At 48.7% G+C, this 19,867-nt stretch carries 16 protein-coding genes and 1 pseudogene; 9 read left to right on the top strand and 8 right to left on the bottom strand.

The features are described from left to right. The first annotated feature begins 323 nt into the window (after positions 1-323). Complete coding sequence (locus E6C74_RS15075; protein WP_136486702.1) at positions 324-1,865, top strand: PAS domain-containing methyl-accepting chemotaxis protein; 1,542 nt, start codon at positions 324-326, stop codon at positions 1,863-1,865. Between the two features lie 131 nt (positions 1,866-1,996). Here the strand turns inward: E6C74_RS15075 and E6C74_RS15070 are convergent, their stop codons facing one another. Further along, the gene (locus E6C74_RS15070) at positions 1,997-2,386 is read right to left on the bottom strand and encodes a universal stress protein (RefSeq protein ID WP_136486700.1); all 390 of its coding nucleotides are present in this window, start codon (positions 2,384-2,386) and stop codon (positions 1,997-1,999) included. Between the two features lie 233 nt (positions 2,387-2,619). After that, the gene (locus tag E6C74_RS15065; protein ID WP_136486698.1) at positions 2,620-3,447 is read right to left on the bottom strand and encodes a class III extradiol ring-cleavage dioxygenase; all 828 of its coding nucleotides are present in this window, start codon (positions 3,445-3,447) and stop codon (positions 2,620-2,622) included. Positions 3,448-3,601: 154 nt separating this feature from the next. On the opposite strand from E6C74_RS15065, the gene E6C74_RS15060 reads away from it, so the two are divergent. From E6C74_RS15060 to E6C74_RS15050, 3 genes are all read left to right on the top strand, one after another. Continuing rightward, a complete protein-coding gene (locus E6C74_RS15060; RefSeq protein ID WP_206208422.1) occupies positions 3,602-4,498 on the top strand; it encodes a LysR family transcriptional regulator in 897 nt (298 codons plus the stop codon). A gap of 362 nt (positions 4,499-4,860) precedes the next feature. Next, positions 4,861-6,783: a GGDEF domain-containing phosphodiesterase gene (locus E6C74_RS15055; RefSeq protein ID WP_136486696.1), complete on the top strand. Its 1,923-nt coding sequence runs from the start codon at positions 4,861-4,863 to the stop codon at positions 6,781-6,783. Between the two features lie 416 nt (positions 6,784-7,199). Continuing rightward, complete coding sequence (locus tag E6C74_RS15050) at positions 7,200-7,679, top strand: hypothetical protein (RefSeq protein WP_136486694.1); 480 nt, start codon at positions 7,200-7,202, stop codon at positions 7,677-7,679. Between the two features lie 112 nt (positions 7,680-7,791). On the opposite strand, the gene E6C74_RS15045 is transcribed toward E6C74_RS15050, so the two are convergent. From E6C74_RS15045 to E6C74_RS15030, 4 genes are all read right to left on the bottom strand, one after another. After that, the gene (locus E6C74_RS15045) at positions 7,792-10,104 is read right to left on the bottom strand and encodes a S8 family serine peptidase (RefSeq protein ID WP_136486692.1); all 2,313 of its coding nucleotides are present in this window, start codon (positions 10,102-10,104) and stop codon (positions 7,792-7,794) included. 238 nt (positions 10,105-10,342) lie between these two features. After that, complete coding sequence (locus E6C74_RS15040) at positions 10,343-11,371, bottom strand: methionine synthase (protein WP_136486690.1); 1,029 nt, start codon at positions 11,369-11,371, stop codon at positions 10,343-10,345. Positions 11,372-11,402: 31 nt separating this feature from the next. Further along, a complete protein-coding gene (locus E6C74_RS15035) occupies positions 11,403-12,383 on the bottom strand; it encodes a DUF1852 domain-containing protein (protein ID WP_136486688.1) in 981 nt (326 codons plus the stop codon). A 386-nt stretch (positions 12,384-12,769) separates the two neighbouring features. Then, on the bottom strand, positions 12,770-13,042 hold the full coding sequence (locus E6C74_RS15030) for a hypothetical protein (RefSeq protein WP_206208421.1): 273 nt from the start codon (positions 13,040-13,042) through the stop codon (positions 12,770-12,772). A 270-nt stretch (positions 13,043-13,312) separates the two neighbouring features. On the opposite strand from E6C74_RS15030, the gene E6C74_RS15025 reads away from it, so the two are divergent. The 4 genes from E6C74_RS15025 to E6C74_RS15010 all read left to right on the top strand — a co-directional run bounded on the left by E6C74_RS15025 (position 13,313) and on the right by E6C74_RS15010 (position 18,264). Further along, entirely contained in the window at positions 13,313-13,651 is a 339-nt protein-coding gene (locus E6C74_RS15025) for a cytosolic protein (protein WP_136486686.1), read from the top strand. 133 nt (positions 13,652-13,784) lie between these two features. Continuing rightward, positions 13,785-15,314 (top strand): nitric oxide reductase transcriptional regulator NorR, encoded by a 1,530-nt coding sequence (norR, locus tag E6C74_RS15020; RefSeq protein ID WP_136486684.1) that lies wholly within the window; start codon positions 13,785-13,787, stop codon positions 15,312-15,314. 174 nt (positions 15,315-15,488) lie between these two features. After that, a complete protein-coding gene (gene hcp, locus E6C74_RS15015) occupies positions 15,489-17,150 on the top strand; it encodes a hydroxylamine reductase (RefSeq protein WP_136486682.1) in 1,662 nt (553 codons plus the stop codon). A 67-nt stretch (positions 17,151-17,217) separates the two neighbouring features. Then, on the top strand, positions 17,218-18,264 hold the full coding sequence (locus E6C74_RS15010; protein ID WP_136486680.1) for a hybrid-cluster NAD(P)-dependent oxidoreductase: 1,047 nt from the start codon (positions 17,218-17,220) through the stop codon (positions 18,262-18,264). A 158-nt stretch (positions 18,265-18,422) separates the two neighbouring features. Here the strand turns inward: E6C74_RS15010 and E6C74_RS15005 are convergent, their stop codons facing one another. Further along, positions 18,423-18,734 carry a cupin gene (locus tag E6C74_RS15005; RefSeq protein ID WP_136486678.1) on the bottom strand — a complete coding sequence of 104 codons (312 nt, stop codon included), beginning with the start codon at positions 18,732-18,734 and terminating at the stop codon, positions 18,423-18,425. A gap of 173 nt (positions 18,735-18,907) precedes the next feature. Between E6C74_RS15005 and E6C74_RS15000 the strand changes: the two are divergent. Further along, positions 18,908-19,246: pseudogene (locus tag E6C74_RS15000) on the top strand (ABC transporter transmembrane domain-containing protein); the annotation flags it as partial. A 14-nt stretch (positions 19,247-19,260) separates the two neighbouring features. Here E6C74_RS15000 and E6C74_RS14995 read toward each other — a convergent pair. Next, positions 19,261-19,867: IS3 family transposase (locus E6C74_RS14995; RefSeq protein ID WP_136486676.1), on the bottom strand; the 607-nt coding region annotated here is incomplete at its 5' end.

The following is a 19,867-nucleotide window of genomic DNA, read 5'->3' as shown; positions in this document are numbered from 1 at the left end:
TTTATGTAAGATAGATCTAAGTATAGCTAATTATTTTGCGGGTTATTTATTCATTAGTGTCAGATAGCCGTCTTGAATATTAGTAAAATTGAATTTAATGGCGAAAAAGTGCGCACAACCCGACAAATTTAGACCGTACAGCATTCTTTAATGAAGAATTTATCAATAGCTAATCCATAATTAAAATGCTATCAACACATCTAACTATACTAATTTAGCGAAGTGTTTTACACATCGGGTTGATGAGGGTAGTGAGTGGTTATAGCGGTTAATGGTCTATTCAAAATAAAAATAAAAACAACGCCGTGGCATGGAGAAAAAGCATGAGCAATAAACGCAATGTGCATGTTGTTGATAGTGAAGTCACCTTTTCAAAAGATGAGCAGTTGGTCTCTGTGACTGACAAACGAGGGGTTATTCGTTACGCGAATAAAGAATTTTGCCGCGTCGCTGGGTTTGAAGAATCCGAGTTGGTGGGCAAAAACCACAATATGGTGCGACATCCGGATATGCCCAAAGCGGCTTTCGCGGATATGTGGGCCAAACTTCAGGCCGGCCTTGAGTGGCGCGGCGCGGTAAAGAACCGGTGTAAGGATGGTCGTTACTACTGGGTTGACGCATTTGTCACCCCGGTGTTTGAAAACGGCGAGCTGACGGGTTACCAGTCGGTACGCACTGTGCTGGAGCCCAGGGTACGTCAGCGTGCTGAAAAAATGTACGCTCAGATTAATCGCGGTGTGAACGTGGGAGAAAAGTGGTGGTTCAGCCATACGTTCAGACTTGCGCTGTTTGCGGCGATTTCGCTGGGGCTGTGTGTTGGCGCTCTTGCTTTGCCGTGGTTAAGTTTTATTGTGCCTTTTGTGGCGCTGGCGTGTTTCTATCCTGAGATTTTCGCGGCCAGTCGCTCCATCGCCGATATGAAAGCACACTATGACAGTGTGTCGCGTTATGTCTTTTTCGGAACCTCACCCTGTAGTGTGATTCAGTTTAGTGATGCTTTGCACCGCGGTCGTGCTCGCACTATTCTTGGTCGGGTGGGTGATGGCGCTAAGGTATTGATGGACAGTGTAACTTTACTGGAAGGGGCATCGAAAAAAGCCCATGAAGGTGTTGAACGTCAGTCTTACGAACTGCAGCAGCTTGCGACTGCGATGGAAGAAATGACGATGACTATCCAGAATGTGGCTGATAATACCGCGCAAACCTCCTCTAAAGTCAGCCTGGTGCACAATGATTGCGAAGGGGCAACGAAAGCGATATCCAATACTATGAAGTCGGTTTCCCATCTGGCTGAAGAGGTGAGCAAATCGTCTCTGGCGGCAGAGGCGCTGGCGAAAGAAGCTGAGCAGATTGGCCTCGTGACCCAGGAAATCCAGGGGATTGCGGATCAAACCAATTTGCTGGCACTGAATGCGGCCATTGAAGCTGCCCGCGCGGGTGAGCACGGACGAGGGTTTGCCGTCGTTGCCGAAGAGGTGCGCGCGCTCTCGACCCGGACCCATAAAGCCACAGAACAAATCCACAACTCAATGGGCGAAATACAGTCGTCGCTGATTACCTTATCGAAAACCATGATGCAAGGCCGCTCATCGGCGGAAGAGTGTCTGGATGAAACCCAGTCATCGGTGGATCGTATTCAGCAGGTATACAATGCGGTAGCGGAAATTTCTGATCTGGCGCTTCAGATCTCAACCGCCGCAGAGCAGCAAAGTGTGGTGTCCGGCGATATGAGCCGCAATGTCGAAGCGATTAATCAGGTATCGCAAGAGAACGTCAAGATGGTTGATACCGTCAATACTGAATCGGAAAATATTCACAAACGCGCCTCGGTGCTGGCGTCGATGCCGTTAAGTTTTCGCATCTGAGCTTGATTCATCTGATCTGTGATTCCACATATAAGGAACCCGGCACTGTAGGCCGGGTTTTCTGTTTCTGCGCTACTGCTATTTATCTTGTTGGCGATCACTTTGGCTATGGTGATGTTTGCTGACTCAAACTACTGGTCGAGATACACCACCAACAGATCAGATTCGACCGCGTTGGCCACCGCAGGGATGTGGGAGAACAGCCTGCTCAGCACCTTATGGTGATGGCCGCAAACCACCAAGTCGATATCCATCTGTTTCACCAGACCTGACAGTTTGATGTGCAGATCGCCAATCACGACGCAACAGTCTTTGACAGGGTAGTCACACTTATCAGCCAGTGCTTGCAACTGCGCCTGAAATTCAAGTTCCTCTTTCGGTGATAACGCCATGCTGTCGACTTCGACAAAGACCAGCGAAAGGACGCTGCCGTCGCTTTTCGCCATGGCAATCGCACGGTCTATAACGTCCTGACTGGATGGCGACAGATCAACGGCTGCCAGTATATGTTTATAGCTCATTACGTTTCTCCCGATTTTCGGTTAGGTACGTAATGTGAGTCTAGCAGGTGCATATTGGGGCAAGGCGAGAAATTGAACAAAATACCGAAACGCTCAAGAGCGGTTGAAATAAATCGTCACTTGCCTGGAGTAAGGGCGGGCAATTCAAAGCGGAGGTAGGTCAATGTGAGAGGCGGAACCCAAAAGCCGATCCCGCCTGTCTTAACCCGTCTTATCGAGGAGCGGAATCGCTCTTAACCGAACACAAAACCGGATAGCTGAGTTTTCATTACTTGTTGTGAATACACTTTACGACCGCGGTCGCTGCCCGCAGCACCGGCAACTACCATGAGTGGCAGCAGGTGCTCTTCATGTCCTTGTGGATGGCAGTTAAATGCGTGTGGTGCTTGTGTCCACTGGCTTAAGTCAGCGTTACGTTGTTGTGGCTCCGCTTCGACCGCTTCAGTTAACCAGTTGTCAAACATCACGGAAGGTTCGGTAAAACGACTGTCACCGTAGCCGCGCATGTTGTGAAAACTCATGCCGCTGCCAACAATAAGTACCCCCTGCGCACGCAGCGGCGCGAGTGCTTCACCAAGCTCAATGTGTGCTTGCGGGTTTAAATCGTTGCGCAGTGACAACTGAACCACCGGAATATCGGCGTCCGGGAACATCAGTTTCAGCGGAATAAACATGCCGTGGTCGTAACCACGCGTGCTCTCTTGCTGGCCGCTCAGACCGGCTTGTTTTAGTAACCCCACCACTTGTTCCGCTAACTCAGGGCTACCAGGCGCAGGGTAAGTGATCTGGTAAGTATGAGCCGGGAAACCGTAGTAGTCATAAATCAGCTCAGGATTGGTGCCTGAAGTGACAGAAAACTGCGCGGTTTGCCAGTGTGCTGAAACCATCAGAATCGCTTTTGGTCTTTCCGGTAACAGGTTGTCGATGTTTTGCAGAAATTCCGCCATATTGTCCCAGGTATCGGCCGGGTGCCAGTCCATAAAGAAACAAGGACCACCGCCATGCGGGATGAATATGGTCGGCTGGGTAACGGAATTCGCGGTAAATTTGGAGTTGGTCATACTCAACGGTCCTTAGTGCAAATGGGATAATTCGTTATGGCTATTGTGCGCTGATAAGCATTATTCGTTGGTGACAACCATTATCCACCTGTCAATCTGGTAATAGAACATGCTAAATTTGATGAACAGCTTTAACTCAGAGTAGGAAATCAACGTGGATCGCTTTACCAGCATGCGGGTTTTTATCGAATCCGTGGAACAAGGCAGTTTGTCAGCCGCCGGGCGTAGACTGGGCATGTCGCCGGCAATGGCGACCAAGCATGTCGATGCACTGGAAAGCCGGTTGGGAATCAAGCTATTGCGCCGTACCACCCGTCAGCTCACTTTAACCGATGGCGGGCGCGAATATCTCGAAGCGTGTAAGCGCATCCTGCAAGAGTTGGATGAAACCGAATCGGAACTCTCGTCACAGCGCAACGAGGCAATAGGACGATTGAGGATGAATGTGCCTCTATCTTTCGGTACCCGGTTTATTGCGCCGCTGCTGCCAGCGTTTTCCCGCGATTATCCGGGAGTCGAAGTGGAGCTTGGCCTGAGTGACAGTCAGCAAAACTTGCTGTATGAAGGCTGGGATCTGATTTTGCGTATCGGTCATCTGGAGGACAGCCAACTAAAGGCACGTAAGCTGGGTAACTGTCCGCTGCGTGTTTGCGCGTCGCCTGACTATCTGAGGCAATTTGGTCGTCCTAAGCGGGTGTCAGAACTCTCTTCCCACAACTGCCTGAGTTATACCTTGTCTGCATTGCAGGGGAACGGCGCCTGGTTTTTTGGTGTGAAAGGTGATGTTCAGGTTCAGGTGAAAGGTAACCTCAAAGCCAATAATGGTGATGCTTTGCTGGCTGCAGCTATCGCGGGTCAGGGCATCATCTATCAGCCGGATTTTATTGTGGCGGATGCATTGCAAAATGGTCAGCTGGTGGCTCTGGAACTTGATCACCCGACCGTAGACATCGGCGGAATGCACGTACTGTTTCCGCCTGACCGCCGTTTACCCCTTAAAGTCCGGGCAATGATCGACTATTTGATTGCCACATTTGCTCAGTCAAAGTAAACATGCACAAAAAGTAAGGTGTGCTCACTGGTCGGCAAAGTTGTTGAATGTTATTGACCCTTCCCGAGGCTGAATTGACGCAATCGACAATTGTTAGATAAACTCTGAGATAAAACTCAATCTGGTGCATATCAAGCCTGATGTGTTGCAGAATTGTGGAAGCCTCAACCTGGTTGGGTAGCAGTCAATTCGCCTTTGTTGGTTTACCTGGTGATTAAACAACGAAAGGCGCTCGGGAAAACCAAGTTTTCATCCCTATTTAGAGAGGCTTATTTATAACTCTCTCATTTAACTGGTTGACAAATAAGTAGAAAAAATAAATTATGAGATTTGATAGTTGAGTTCCATGAGTAATCGATTACATGTATAGGCAGCAGCGTCTCGAAGCTTTTTCATCCAACCTGTGTTTTCTGGTCAGTGTCAATGTCGCGATAGCCACTTTGTTGGTGTTGAGTGGTATTTACAGTGATATCGGAACGGACAAGCTCGTCTGGTTGATGGGAATCTACCTCGCATGCATGGTTCGCCTGTCGGTTCACTTTTTTGTCCCCAACAATAATCCCTACAAACTCGATTTTCATTTTATGGGGGTATTGCTTGCTGCGGTTGCCTGGGCCAGTTTTCCTTATCTGTTTCATGGTGAATTTGGTCTGCGAGAGAAGGCGGTCACCATTATCATCTTTTGTGGTATGTCCGGCGGCAGTGCGACCTTGCTCGCAGCCGACATCCGATCAGCGATAGCATTCACATCTATCACGGTATTTCCTTACAGCTTCGTACTCGTTAGTGCTGATAATTATGACGAGCGTGTCATCGGGGTTATGTCGATTGGCTATGGCGTGGCGCTGTGTCTGAGTTCTTTACGCAGTTGCAAGTTCATTATGTCGTCGATTAGTGACCGACTTAAAGTCGACAGCCTGGTGAAAAGTCTTGAGCATGAGGTCGAAAGTCGCACGGAAAAAATTACTCTGTTGGAGCAAAAAGACAGCGTAACCGGATTATTAAACCGCACCAGCTTTCTTGCAATGGTCAAGTCATTGCAAGAAGCGCATCCATGTGAAGCTCCTGAATGTCGGCGAGCGATGATCTATATTCATATCAGCAAATTCCAGTTGCTGTGCAGTAACTACGGCCACGGCTACGGTGACTACGTGTTGAACGTGATCGGGAAGCGGTTACTTAATATCGATGAACGCTACAACACGATTGCGTCCAAATGGAACGGCAGTGGTTTTATTCTTTATTTTCCGCACGGTAATAACGTCAGTATCACGCGTTTCATTGAGAATATTGACCATCTTCTCAGCCGTGAGGTTCAGTATCTGTCATTGATAACGACCCCCAGTTTTCACTACGGTTTCTATGAACTGGGGGGTGAGATGACTCTATCTAATGCTGTCAATAATGCTTACCTTTCCATGTTGGAAGGTAAGAAGAAAAACATCAAAATTTACAGTTTCGACCAGGGCCTGAAAGACAAACTCCAGTGGCAGGAAGAGCTGCATGCAAAAATGACCACCGCCATCAATACGGACGACTTCTACATGGTCTATCAACCGATTGTCGATGTGACCACCAACAACGTTTCTGGCTTTGAGGCCTTGATTCGATGGGAACTGGATGGCAAGTTTGTGTCGCCTGACGATTTCATTCCTATTGCAGAACAACATGGTTTGATTTTTAGTATCGGTAAGTTGGTGCTGCGCTCATCGCTGCAAACCTTGCATGAGATTAACCAGCATCTGCCCCATATTTCTATGTCTATCAACGTCTCGGTGATACAGTTCGAGAATGAGCATTTCCTCGATCATCTGCGCAAACTGCTCAGCGAGTTTGATGTTCGGGTTGAAAACATCCATCTGGAAGTGACTGAAACGGCCATGATCCGCGATCTTGAGAAACTGTCCTATGTCATGTCTGAAATCAAAAAGATGGGCGTGAAAATTTCCATTGACGATTTCGGCACGGGCTTCTCTTCGATTGCAGTCTTGAAAAGTCTTAACGTTGATTACATCAAAATTGATAAGACCTATATCGATGATATTTGTCACGACGAAAAAGATCGCAGTATCGTTTCGGCATTGACGAAGATGAGCCATGCGATCGATGTCAAAGTGATTGCCGAAGGGGTAGAAGAACAGTCGCAAAAAGCATTGCTCAGTGGCTATGACGTTGATTTCTATCAGGGTTACCTGTTCAGCAAGCCCGTACAAAAAGACGATGCTTTTACTTTACTGGGTATTAAACCAGATGATGCCAGCGCTGTTGTGAACAGCGGATGGTAATGCATGGACTTAAGCGCTGTTTTTAATAGAGTTTCACCCGCGATAGCGGCGTTATTGAGCGTCACTGCGTTTTTCACCGCCATGGTTACCTTTGCTGATCATGATGAGCATCGCCGGAGCGAACGGAACCTGGGTGGGTCTTAAATTCGTTAAACGGATGAGCTGCGTTTATTTTAACCGTGTGTTTAACATTGTGTTAAGTGTATTAGCACGACGATTAGTCTGGCAGGCATTTAGTTAATTCTCAGTACGCTATCTATCGTCTGGGTTGTTCACTGAACATGAAAATAATATTCAATTAAATATTAATATGCTATTGCATTTATTTAATTGATGCATTCATAATACTTTCTCAAAAATACTAATCTTATAACGAACAATACGTTATCGTAAATTGTCTATTCTAGGAATAAAAAATGAAAAAATTATTATTGCCTTTGCTAACCGTGTTGGTGGCTTCAGGTTGTTCGACTGTGCCTGTTCTTACACAGGATTCGCCAGAACTTCAAACAACGCAATCATTTAGCGCGGTTGATGACAAAGCTGTCATCTATTTATATCGTGATAGAGAAGCAAATTTTGGATTATTTGAATTAGAAATCCACATCGATGATGAAGATGTGAATACCTATCCAGCTTGCTACCGTCGTTTTGAACTGGAGCCGGGTAATTACTTTTTTGAAGCTGATCATCCCGATGTTTTTGGCTTCGAAGATGAAATGAATTTTACCGCTAAGGCTGGGGAAGTGAGCTACTTCGAATATTTGCCAATTGCACGTTTTGGTATACCTGGCGAAACGAAAATTGTCGCTAAAACCGCTGAAGAAACACAACAATTGATACGTGAACAAGACTTATGTGTAAACCCAATTGTTCAGCTGAAAGCGCGTGATTAAATGAGTGCGCTTAGACTGACAGAATAAAATATAGTTGTCGGTTTTTGCGCTGTTCAACGCTCCGCCGTTATAGCGCACACCCTGATAATGTAAAGAGTGTGCGCTTCTTACTTTACCTTACCCGTGCTTCGGCACTGTTACTGTAGTCAGAAGTATTACCGTCTGAGGCAAACGCTTTGATTCGATAGCTGTAAGTGCCTGCAGCTAGGCCCGTTTCAGTGTACTGATTGATGCCGGGAACGACGATGATAGGGTCACCTGAGTAGGTCACTTTACCTTTGGCTTTATCGCCTCGCTCAACATAGAAACCCGCAATACCATCCGTGCTGTAATTCCAGTTCAGGGTTACGCTATCGCCACTGCTAACCGCAGTCAGTCCGGTCGGAGCGGGCAGGGCATCCGGGTTTGGCTGTGACGTTGCCCCTGAATCAACGGTGACTCTCAGCGGCGAAGACGTGGCCTGACTTTGTAAGTTTTCCACTCTAATCTGATAGAAGTAATCGCCTGCTTCATTGACAGTATCGACAAAGCTGGTGGTATCGGGCCCGAGCGTAATGAGGTCCGAATAGCTTGTTTTACCTCTCGCTTTCATTCCGCGTTCAATCGTTACGCTGTCCTCACTCAGGCTGTTATCCTGCCAGCTTAACGCAACATTAAATCCAGACACGGATGCCTGCAAATTGGTCGGCGCAGAAAGAATATAAGGATCGCTGACTTGAATGCTGATATCCGTGCTGCTCTGCGCGCTGGCGTTGTCTGTTACGGTAAGTGTGACAGTGTAACTTCCCCCTGTACTGTAGGTATAGGTAAACTCTGCGTCATGAGCTGTCTCTCCGTTCCCCAAATCCCACTTATAGTCAACAATAGTGCCGTCACTATCAGTTGAAGTTAAGGCACTGAAATGAACAGCATCACCAATGTTGTATTGGGTCGGCATACTATCGATGGCCGCGGTGGGCATTTCATTCGTGACCTGAATAATGCTGGTCGCGGAGTTGGACAGTCCATGATTATCGGTGACGGTTAAATTGACCTGATAAGAGCCCGCTGCCGAGTAAGTATGGTTCACACTCGGCAGGCTGGAGGTGGTGCCGTCCCCCAGACTCCAGTAATAAGAAGCGATAGAGCCGTCTGAGTCACTGGAACCTGAACCATCCAAGGTCACAGCGCTGCCAAAGGCAACCGAGCTACTGCTGGCGTTGATTACCGCGACGGGTGCACTGAGGTTATCGAGGTTTTGCGCGTAATTGACGGCAGCCTGAGCATCGACCAAGCCGTGTCCGTACACATTGTCGTCTCCCGCGGTGCCGATATCCGCCGCGGTTGAGAACAGGCCATTTTCGATTTCATCGGCACTGATCCCCGGATTAGCTGCGACCATCAGGGCCGCAACGCCGGCGGTCAGCGGTGATGAAAATGACGTGCCGCTGTAATAGACGTAGCGATTGCCCGGATAGGTGGTACGAATGCTGGTCCCCGGCGCGGTGATATCAACAAAGGTGCCCCAGTTGGAGAAGCTCGCTCGGGTGTTACTGGTGTTTGTGGCGGCCACACCGACAAAGCTGGTGTAATCGGGATAAGCAGCAAATTCCTGACCGTCGTTACCGGCAGACATAAATAGCAGGCCATTTTTGCTGCGCAGATATCTGGCCGCGCTGTCAATTGTCGCGTATTGAATGCCGCCATAGCTCAGGTTGACGATTCGGGCGCCTTTATCTGCGGCATATTCGATACAGGTTGCCATGGTTGAGATATATGCGCTGCTGTTGCTGTCGCTGATCGCAATGCGGACCGGAATGATATCGACATGCCAGCTAACACCGGCCACGCCAAGAGCATTGTTGCCCACGGCTCCTAACGTTCCCGCCGTCCCGGTACCATGTCCATTGGCATCGGCAATATAGTCCGAACCATCTTGGGCGTTAAAAGCCAAATCGGTGCGCAGGTTGGCGCTTAAGTCCGGGTGAGAAACTTCAAAACCGGTATCGCACACCGCAACCAAGACGCTGTTGCTGCCGGTCGTGACGTCCCAGGCCTGCGGCGAGTTAACGGCAGCATGATGCCATTGCAGGTCGAAATCAGCATCATTGGGTGTCATGGCAGGAGCGACAGCATAGTCCGCTTCGGCAAATTCCACGTAACCGCTGCGTTTGAGGATATTGGCGACCGCCGTCTCTCGTCCGGCGTGCTCAAAGGTAGCGATGGTAACCTGACTGCCTTGTAAGGTGCGTTGTGAGACCAGCCCCTGGCTGTGCAGTAAAGCGTTGAGCGCTTTTAACTCATTTGCCGGTATAGAACTATTGATCTTGTAGAGTACAGTGCCAGGGCGTACCTCTGCTGAATGAGGGGGTTCAGCAAAGAGGCTGAAAGATAAAGGAAAGGTGAGCAGAGGAAATAAAGATCTCATGATCGTTGTTTTATGCATACCATCACTCCTGATGTAATTATCAATAAATAATGGTTAATAAATGGTCATAAGTAAAACGTCATGAGATGCGATAGCCAAATAGCGTGAGTTGGAGGCCAAAATAATCGTGTGGTAATCAGGTGGGGAGGTGATGGCTAAACAGAAGCCGTGACGAAAAGTTGCCCGTTCGCTTTGCATTGGTTAATGCGTTGCAGCGAACAGGCAATTCAGAGAATCTATCTCAACAGATTAAGCATCAGGCCGACAGCTCTTTACGGATAATTTCCGCACCGGCATGCAGCGCATCCAGTTTTGCTCGTGCCACGCCACGCGGCAGAGGTGCCATGCCACAGTTGGTGCATGGGTACAGTTTGTCTGCATCAACAAACTGCAGCGCTTTACGCAATGTCTCTGCCACTTCTTCCGGCGTTTCAATCTCGTTGGTCGCCACGTCAATTGCGCCAACCATAACCTTTTTACCGCGGATCAGTTCAAGCAGTTCGATAGGCACACGGGAGTTGTGGCACTCAAGTGAGATAATATCGATATTAGACTTTTGCAATTTCGGGAAAATCTCTTCGTACTGACGCCATTCAGAGCCCAGTGTCTTTTTCCAGTCAGTATTGGCTTTGATGCCGTAGCCATAACAAATATGGACTGCGGTTTCACACTTCAGGCCTTCAATCGCGCGCTCCAGAGCGGCGATACCCCAGTCGTTCACGTCGTCAAAAAACACGTTAAACGCAGGTTCATCAAACTGGATAATATCCACACCAGCGGCTTCGAGCTCTTTCGCTTCCTGGTTAAGAATCTTGGCAAATTCCCACGCCAGTTTCTCGCGGCTGTGGTAATGATCATCGTAAAGGGTATCGATCATGGTCATAGGACCCGGCAGAGCCCATTTGATCGGTTGCTTGGTTTGCTGACGCAGAAACTTCGCATCTTCCACAAACACCGGCTTTTGACGACTCACTTCGCCGACCACTACCGGCACGCTTGCTTCATAACGATTACGAATGGTAACGGTTTTACGGTTTTCGAAATCAACGCCGTTCAGGTGTTCAATAAAAGTGGTGACGAAATGCTGACGTGTCTGCTCACCATCGCTGACAATATCAATGCCTGCTTGTTGCTGATCTTGCAGCGCTAAACGCAGTGCATCTTGTTTGCCGGTAATCAGTTCTGCATCCTGCAGTTTCCACGGTGACCACAGAGTCTCTGGCTGAGCAAGCCAGGATGGTTTAGGTAAACTGCCTGAAGATGAAGTCGGTAATAGTTTTTTCATAATAAATTCTGTCTTGTGTTGTCGTTAATTATCAAGCGTAAGCAGCAGACCATTGCTCAAGCAGCGTCTGGTATGGTTTGATGAAGGTTTCTTCAGTGAACTTGCCTTGTTCAATCGCTAATTTGCTGCGTTCTTCGCGGTCATAAACAATATGCGTGATTGAATGGTCCGGATTTTTCAGATTAGGCTGGTAACATTTTCCAGCGGCTGAGTTCGCGTTATAAATTTCAGGACGGTAAATTTTCTGGAATGTTTCCATGGTGCTGATGGTGCTGATCAGTTCCAGATTGGTGTAATCATTAAGCAGATCGCCAAAGAAGTAGAAGGCGAAAGGAGCCGCACTGCCTTTCGGCATGAAATAACGCACCTGCAGACCCATTTTTTTGAAGTATTGCTCGGTCAGCGATGACTCATTCGGTTCGTATTCGTAGCCCAGAACCGGGTGTTGGTTACCTGTGCGATGATAGACTTTAGCATCCGACACACTCAGACAGATCACCGGTTTTTTGGCAAAGTTATTTTGGTATACCTCTGAATTCACGAAACATTTGAAGATGTTGCCATGCAGGTCACCAAAGTTTTGAGGAATGCTGAACTTTGGTTGATCCCTGTTGTGGTCAAGCAGCAATACGCTGAAGTCGTAGTCGCGAACGTAAGAGGAGAAGTTGTTGCCGACAATGCCTTCGATGCGCTGATTGGTTTTATGGTCAACAATGTTGGTTTTCAGCACTTCGATAGTGGGAAAAGTTTCTTCACTGGTCGCGTTGCCAATATTCAGATCAACCGAGATGATCTCCAGCTCTACCGAATAACGATCGCCGTTCGGGTTATCCCAGGTCGCTAACGTATTAAAGCGATTATTAATCATCTGTAACGTATTGCGCAGGTTTGACTGACGACTCTCGCCGCGGGCCAGATTGGCAAAGTTCGTTGTGAGACGAGTATTGTTTGATGGTTGGTAATTTTCATCAAAACACAGGCTTTTAATCGTAAATGTAAAATCGTTATTCATGTTCTGGTATCCCGTTGCTGCGATAAATCGAAAACTCGTTCCTTGCTTGGTGTGGTATTTCTGACTATTCCGGTCTTTACTTCCACAGCCTTGAGTAATTGGTGCCAAGTGACGTAATGAAAACTCAACTGTTTTCGCTTTGAGTGAATGGCTTGGGTATGTTGTACCCTTGAATGGGCATAGGAATACAATGGTATTATTTAATGTGCTACATGAGATTTCTTCATGTTTTGTTTTACTAATAGAGTTTTATTAATGAAGATCATGAAAAAGTTTCATGTTAAGCGCTGATATGAACCTGAGTGTGAATGACGATTTCTGATTTTTATCTGATGAGCAAGAGCAGAGCGGGGCATTGAGCCCCGCTTTTTTATAACTAAATAGGCTTATTTAGCTTTAACTCGTTCTTCTTTTTGGCTACCGGAGTAAATACAAAATGCCGAGTTATAATCGTTGTAAGCGACGGCGTAATTAAAGTCGCAGAAATAAGCCGGATGTTTAGTGGCGATCGCATCACCAGCCTGACACTGGTCACCGAGTGACTCAACTAAGGAATCATTATTCGCTCCTAAACACGCTTGACCGGTTTGTTTATCTTCTGACATGCAGCCAGACAATGCCAAAGCGGAAAGGACAACTAACCCAATGGATTTTTTCATTCTGAATCTCGATTTTATTGTGATAATACGATTGGAATGATATGCGTGAGTTGCATATCTGGCTGAATGCTAGCACTGATTTATCATTTGGGGCAATGAGTTAGGGGCTATGGTTTAGATTCTAATCTGCTGTTAGACGAATCCGTGTTTCAGCTTGGCCTGGTGTATGCCCGGCCACGGTAGCGTATTCGCGCCGCTGGCAGCTAAATCTCTACTGCGTTCTGCCCTGATAGTGATAAAATCGCGGTATCAGAATTACCGAGAATTGTTATGTTTATCCATCATGTTAACGGCATCGACTGGCTGGTGATTACCGCTTTTGAAGAGCTGAAACCTCTATTTATCGAAGACGCCGGTGCGATCCCAAGTTACTTCTCTGCCACCAGCGAATTGAACCTGATTGATCAAGCCAGGCGTGCTTATGGATATTTGCCTGCACTCAGCGGTGTAATCACCGATACCGGCACCTTTCAGAGCCAAGATAACCAAGAAGATTTGAATCCACAGCTTGCCTGCTTAGTTGAGGGGCGTAGCCGGGTGTTTATCTACCACGGCGGCGTTGTGGCTTTTGTCAATGACGATCAAACCTTTATTACCCGGATGGGCTGAATATTATTCAGTTATCTGAAAACGGCTTGTCAGTTGATCGTGGTCAATGGAACATCAATCTCCTGACATTGCTGATGTTCAAATGACATCAACTTGCCTAGCATGAGCGTTTTGTGGCTATTTCTGGTGTGTTATGTCTCCGACCGTCGATCATGTTCTGCTGAATCTCGCGCTTAATCTCAGTTCCAACCGTTCTCATACTCAGCAGTACCAAAGCTTGATCGATGGTGTTGCGCAGGTCTTCCCGTGCGATGCGAGTTGCCTGTTTATTCTGGATGAAGAGCGGTTTCTTACTCCGGTTGCGGTGCGCGGGTTGCAGACTTCGGTGCTTGGTCGTCGTTATTTTCCCAAGGCGCATCCGCGCCTGGAGGCGATCATCGAAAGTCGTGAAGCGGTGCGTTTTGACGCCGACTGCCTGCTGCCTGATCCGTTTGACGGTGCTTTGCTGAGCGACGATCTGTGTATTGATGTTCATGACTGCATGGGGTTTAGCTTGTATGTGGAAGGGCAGTTGGTCGGCGCGCTGACCATGGACGCAATGGCGGTGGGGGCGTTTGACGATATCGACCCGGTGACGATCGAAACCTTTGCGGCTTTAGCCGCGGCAACACTGCGTAACATTGGCCAGATTAAAGCGCTCAAAGCGCAGAACCAAAAACAGAAAAGCGTTACCCAGACACTGATCCAACAGGCGCGATCCCAGCATGGGGAAATGGTCGGGTTAAGCCCGCAGATAGCCCAACTGAGAAACAATATCGAGACGGTGGCGAAATCGGATTACGCGGTTCTGATTAGCGGTGAGACCGGCACCGGCAAAGAACTGGTGGCGCACTCCGTACACGCGCAATCCCTGCGCAGCGACAAGCCGATGATTTACGTTAACTGCGCTGCACTGCCGGAAGGGCTGGCGGAAAGTGAGCTGTTTGGTCATGTCAAAGGCGCATTTACCGGCGCCAGCAGTCAACGGGCCGGAAAATTTGAACTGGCTGACGGCGGCACGTTATTCCTTGATGAAGTGGGAGAGCTGCCCTTGGTACTGCAGGCCAAATTGCTGCGGGTTATTCAGCAGGGCGAGCTGCAACGTGTTGGCAGCGATCAACATCTGCTGGTTAATGTACGCATCGTTGCGGCGACCAACCGACAATTGGAGAAGGAAGTCGAGGCCGGCACGTTCCGTGCGGACTTATTCCACCGTCTTAACGTGTTTCCTATCCAAGTACCGCCGCTGCGCTCCCGCGAGGGCGATATTCCTGTACTGGCCGGTTACTTGCTGGAAAAAGTGCGCCAACAGTTTAACGCGCCAAACTTGCACGTTCACCCTAAAGTATTGACGCAGATGGAAAAGCGCTCCTGGTACGGTAATGTGCGCGAACTGGAGCACACCTTGACCCGCGCCGCGCTGCATGCGATTCAGCAGGGTGCGGTGACGATTCTCTCCACTCACTTCGATGCTTCTCTCAATCTGGATGATGTAAAAAACACATCGCAGTTTTTACCTCAGCAAAGTCAGCCGATGCGAGACCTGGTCGAGCGCTATCAGCATGAGCTGATTGAACACGCTCTGCGCCTGAATGACGGGGTGTGGGCAAAAGCCGCGCAATTTCTGCACATGGATCGTGGCAACCTGTACCGCATGGGCAAAAAGTTCGGGATTAATAAATAAGCATGTTCGCGGTTGTGATGTCATTTCAACACCGCCAGTGTTGTTGAAATGACATCAATCAATTGATGGAATACGACTTAATTCATTAAAATTCAATAAGATAAGGTTTGGCACGCATTCTGCTCTTCAGTGGTGACTATCACAACGATGACAACAATCACTGGAGAACCCAATATGTTCTGTATTCAATGCGAACAGACAATTCAAACCCCTGCTGCTAAAGGTTGTTCTTACGCACAAGGCATGTGCGGCAAAACCTCTGAGGTTTCTGATCTGCAGGACGCGCTGGTTTATACCTTGCAGGGCGTGTCATTCTGGGCGGCCAAAGCACGCGAATTTGGCATCATCAGCGATGAAATCAACCAATGGGCGCCAAAAGCTTTCTTTGCAACCCTGACTAACGTTAACTTCGATCCTGAGCGTATTGTGGCACTTGCTTCGCAGGCGGCGGTCTACAAAGCGAGCCTCAAAGAGCAGGTTTTGGCTGCGGCGACTCTGGCTGATCAGGCGGTGCAGGATGTTCCGGCAGTGGCACAATTCGAACTGCCCGACAACGCACAAGATATTCTCGCGCTGGCACCACAGGTGGCGGTCAACCGCGGAAAAGATCAGCTGCATGAGGACGTGATTGGCCTGCGTTTGCTGTGTCTTTACGGCCTGAAAGGGGCCGCCGCTTACATGGAGCACGCCCGCGTACTGGGGCAGACTGACAACGAGATCTATGCCACTTATCATGACATCATGGCGTGGCTGGGCACGGATCCGCAAGACTTAGCCGCGTTGCTGGATTGTTCGATGCAGATTGGCCTGATGAACTACACAGTGATGGAGATGCTGGATCGCGGTGAGACCGAAACCTTTGGCCACCCTGAGCCGACCACTGTCAACGTTAAGCCGGTTAAAGGTAAATGCATTCTGGTTTCCGGCCATGATCTGCACGACCTGGAAAAAATCCTGCAGCAGACGCAAGGCAAGGGCATTAATGTCTACACCAATGGTGAAATGCTGCCTGCGCATGGTTATCCTGAACTGAAAAAATATCCGCATCTGGCCGGTAACTACGGCAGCGCCTGGCAAAACCAACAGAAAGAGTTCGCTAATTTTCCCGGTGCGATTGTGATGACATCGAACTGCCTGCTGAACCCGAATGTGGGCCAGTACGCCGATCGCCTGTTTACCCGCAGCATAGTGGGCTGGCCGGGTGTGGCTCACCTTGAGGGGGACGACTTCAGCGCCGTGATTGAGTGCGCACTGGCGCAGCCGGGTTTTCAGCATAATGAAATTGAACACCACATTACGGTCGGATTTGGCCGTAATGCATTGATGAATGCCGCGCCTGCGGTGATCGAGCAGGTCAAACAGGGCAACATCAAACACTTCTTCCTGGTTGGCGGTTGTGACGGCGATAAATCCGAGCGCAGCTACTATACCGATTTTACCGCTGCTGCGCCGGAGGATACGCTCATCCTGACCCTGGCCTGCGGTAAATTCCGCTTCAACAAAAACACCTTTGGTGACATTAACGGTATTCCGCGTCTGCTGGACGTGGGGCAGTGTAACGATGCCTATTCTGCTATTCAGCTTGCTTTGGCGCTGGCAAACGAATTTGAGTGCGATATTAATGAACTGCCACTGACGCTGGTGCTGTCATGGTTTGAGCAGAAGGCGATCGTCATCCTGCTGACCTTGTTCGCTCTGGGTGTGAAAGGCATCTACACCGGGCCGACGGCGCCAGCGTTCCTGACTCCGAACCTTATCGCCATTATTCAGGACAAATTCGACATGCGCAGCATCGGCAACGTGCAGGACGACCTGAACGCGATTCTGGCGGCGTAACTGCTATATGTTTTTCTTTGCCCCGCCGTGGCGCGGGGCTTTCTCGCAATGCATCAAAGAGAAGATTATGTTTTTTGAATGGCAAGGTCAGCAGCCCGTCACCCTGCGCTGTATTGATAAGATGACTGAAACCCGGGACAGCGTCAGCATCAAACTGGCGGCGCTCAACCCAGCGTTACTGTTCCGCTTCAAGCCCGGCCAGTTTATTAATCTCGGGGTAGAGATTGACGGCCGGAGTGAATTTCGCGCCTACTCCATCATCTCAATGAACGACGAAGATTATCTTCAACTGACGATTAAGCGCGTCGATGGCGGCAAGGTCTCTAACTTTATCCTTGATTCCTTATTACCCGGCGATACGGTACAAGCACTACCGCCAGCGGGAGATTTTAACTGCATTGATCGCCCGCCTGTCCAATCACACCAGGGCGCTAAAACGCTGCTGATCAGTGCCGGATGCGGTATAACGCCGGTCTTTGCCATGGCAAAATACTGGCTGCAGAGCGCGAGAAGCGATGTCCATATTACGTTTCTGCACGTCGCACGCAGCGCAGTTGACACCATTTATTACCACCAGTTGGAAACGCTGCACGCCATCTATCCCAACTTTGATTTAAAGCTGCTGCTGAAAAACAGTGCCGGTACCCGCCATCCACAAGGTCGTCTCAATCTCGACTGGTTGCTCGAACTGGTGCCGGATGTCGAGCAGCGCACGGTTTACCTGTGCGGCCCAGGTCAGTTTATGCAGGATGTGCAGGGGTACTTAGCCGCCGTTAACTTTGATATGGCCAACTTTTATCAGGAAAGTTTTACCCCGGTAATTGGTCAAAACTCTGACCTCGCTGATGAACCGGTTAATGTGTTTGTACCTGATTTTGAAATGAGTATAGAAGCGCAAAAAGGACAGCCGCTGGTTGAGGTACTGGAAAATGCAGGGCTGCCGATCATCGCCGCGTGCCGCAGCGGGATCTGTGGATCGTGTAAATGCAAAGTCGAAACGGGCAGTGTCACCTCGACCAGTCAGCAGACGCTGACACCGCAAGAGATTGAGCAGGGCTATGTTCTGGCCTGCTCTTCGTTAGTCGAATCGGATCTGCAAGTGCAGTTAGGTTAGGACGGGCAACGGTGTAGCTGTGTTGGCTGCGCACGTTTACTTAAATATTCAAATGGCTCTGTTGAGTGTGATTCAAGCGGGCCATTTTTGTTTGCATAAAATTTATTGTTAAGTATTGAGCTTAGGCATCATCCTGATGCCACCAAAGTTGCGGATCGTTAAATACTGCCTTCACGCTCGATGACTAAGATTCTGGCTTCACCTTGAGGATGAGCGACATGTTCGGTGCCGACGGAGGCAAAGAAAATATCCCCGGCATTTAAAATCTCAGATTTTGTCTTACCATCTTCTTTGTACAGCATTTTGACCACTCCGTGCATAACAGCAAAGACTTCTTCACCATCATTGACGTGCCAGATGTACGGCTTATCGGTCCAATGTAAACGCGTGGTGATACCACTCATGTTAGCGATATCCTTAGCGCCCCAGGCCCTGTCTGCGGTAAATTCCTGGCTTCTGATTATTTCCACGTTATGTCCTTATTACTGAGTTTCTGAACGACAGAGTGTCGCTGCCTTATACATCACAATCAATTGAGCACATAGTTAACCATTCGTTACAGCAGGTCAACTTATGCCAGACAACTCGTGACTGGTTGCAGTGCATAAAGTGCTTTACTATGCCAATAATCACACTAGCGTTGTTGGCCATGCGCAGCCCCTTAATGTTTGTCGGGGCGATCATCATGCTGTTTGCGACCAACTTTAAACTCACCCTGATTGTGCTGGCCTCGGTGCCTTTTGTTTTCGTGTCGATCCTGGTTTACGGGCGACGCGTGCGTGCGTTGTCGCGTAAAAGTCAGGGTTCAATGGCAGATGTCGGCAGCTATGCCGGTGAAGCCATTGAGCACATAAAAACAGTGCAGAGTTTTAACTCCGAACCTTACGAAAAAGCCGCCTTTGCTGCAGAAGTCGAAAAAGCGATTGAGGTCGGCCGTCAGTGGGTTAAGCAGCGGGCGATTTTAATTTCTGGTGTGATTGTGTAAACCTCCCTTAATTAGTTACATCCATAATTAGAGGTTTCGGACTGTTCATGTTTCATCAAGTATTCCCATGGTGTCAGATCCTTGAGCGCATCATGGGGACGTTCTTCGTTATATTCTGTCATCCAGTTCTCAGTCAGCTCACGGACTTCGTTCAAGGTTTTGAAGACATACATGTTGAGAATTTCCGTTCGATAAGTCCGGTTGAATCTTTCAATAAAGGAATTCTGCGTGGGTTTTCCAGGTTTAATGAATTCCAGAACGATACCATGCTCCTCTGCCCAACTAGCCAGAGTAACTGAGATGAATTCCGGACCGTTGTCCATACGTAGCTTATTGGGATAACCCCGCCAGGCAACCACACGTTCCAGTACCCTGACGACGCGCTGTGATGGCAGGTTCAGGTCAATTTCGATAGCGAGGGCCTCGCGATTAAAGTCGTCCACCAAGTTGAACGTACGGAATCGCCTACCGCATTGCAGGCTGTCACACATAAAATCCATAGACCAGCAATGGTTTGCCTGAGCTGGAACAGCCAAAGGCTCAGGATTTCTCGATGGTAGCCGACGCTTACCACGACGACGCTTATTCAGCCTTAGTTCACAGTAAATCCGGTGCACG

It is taken from the genome of Vibrio sp. H11 (genome assembly GCF_004804295.1).
Taxonomy (GTDB): domain Bacteria; phylum Pseudomonadota; class Gammaproteobacteria; order Enterobacterales; family Vibrionaceae; genus Vibrio; species Vibrio ostreae.
Note: the sequence above shows the minus strand (reverse complement) of the source record. Positions and strands in the feature narration are given on the sequence as shown.

Bases quoted from the DNA above. Each gene is read 5' to 3' on its own strand.
- E6C74_RS15075 (WP_136486702.1), top strand. From the start codon at position 324: ATGAGCAATAAACGCAATGTGCATGTTGTTGATAGTGAAGTCACCTTT.
- E6C74_RS15070 (WP_136486700.1), bottom strand. From the start codon at position 2,386: ATGAGCTATAAACATATACTGGCAGCCGTTGATCTGTCGCCATCCAGT.
- E6C74_RS15065 (WP_136486698.1), bottom strand. From the start codon at position 3,447: ATGACCAACTCCAAATTTACCGCGAATTCCGTTACCCAGCCGACCATA.
- E6C74_RS15055 (WP_136486696.1), top strand. From the start codon at position 4,861: ATGTATAGGCAGCAGCGTCTCGAAGCTTTTTCATCCAACCTGTGTTTT.
- E6C74_RS15050 (WP_136486694.1), top strand. From the start codon at position 7,200: ATGAAAAAATTATTATTGCCTTTGCTAACCGTGTTGGTGGCTTCAGGT.
- E6C74_RS15045 (WP_136486692.1), bottom strand. From the start codon at position 10,104: ATGCATAAAACAACGATCATGAGATCTTTATTTCCTCTGCTCACCTTT.
- E6C74_RS15040 (WP_136486690.1), bottom strand. From the start codon at position 11,371: ATGAAAAAACTATTACCGACTTCATCTTCAGGCAGTTTACCTAAACCA.
- E6C74_RS15035 (WP_136486688.1), bottom strand. From the start codon at position 12,383: ATGAATAACGATTTTACATTTACGATTAAAAGCCTGTGTTTTGATGAA.
- E6C74_RS15030 (WP_206208421.1), bottom strand. From the start codon at position 13,042: ATGAAAAAATCCATTGGGTTAGTTGTCCTTTCCGCTTTGGCATTGTCT.
- E6C74_RS15025 (WP_136486686.1), top strand. From the start codon at position 13,313: ATGTTTATCCATCATGTTAACGGCATCGACTGGCTGGTGATTACCGCT.
- norR (WP_136486684.1), top strand. From the start codon at position 13,785: ATGTCTCCGACCGTCGATCATGTTCTGCTGAATCTCGCGCTTAATCTC.
- hcp (WP_136486682.1), top strand. From the start codon at position 15,489: ATGTTCTGTATTCAATGCGAACAGACAATTCAAACCCCTGCTGCTAAA.
- E6C74_RS15010 (WP_136486680.1), top strand. From the start codon at position 17,218: ATGTTTTTTGAATGGCAAGGTCAGCAGCCCGTCACCCTGCGCTGTATT.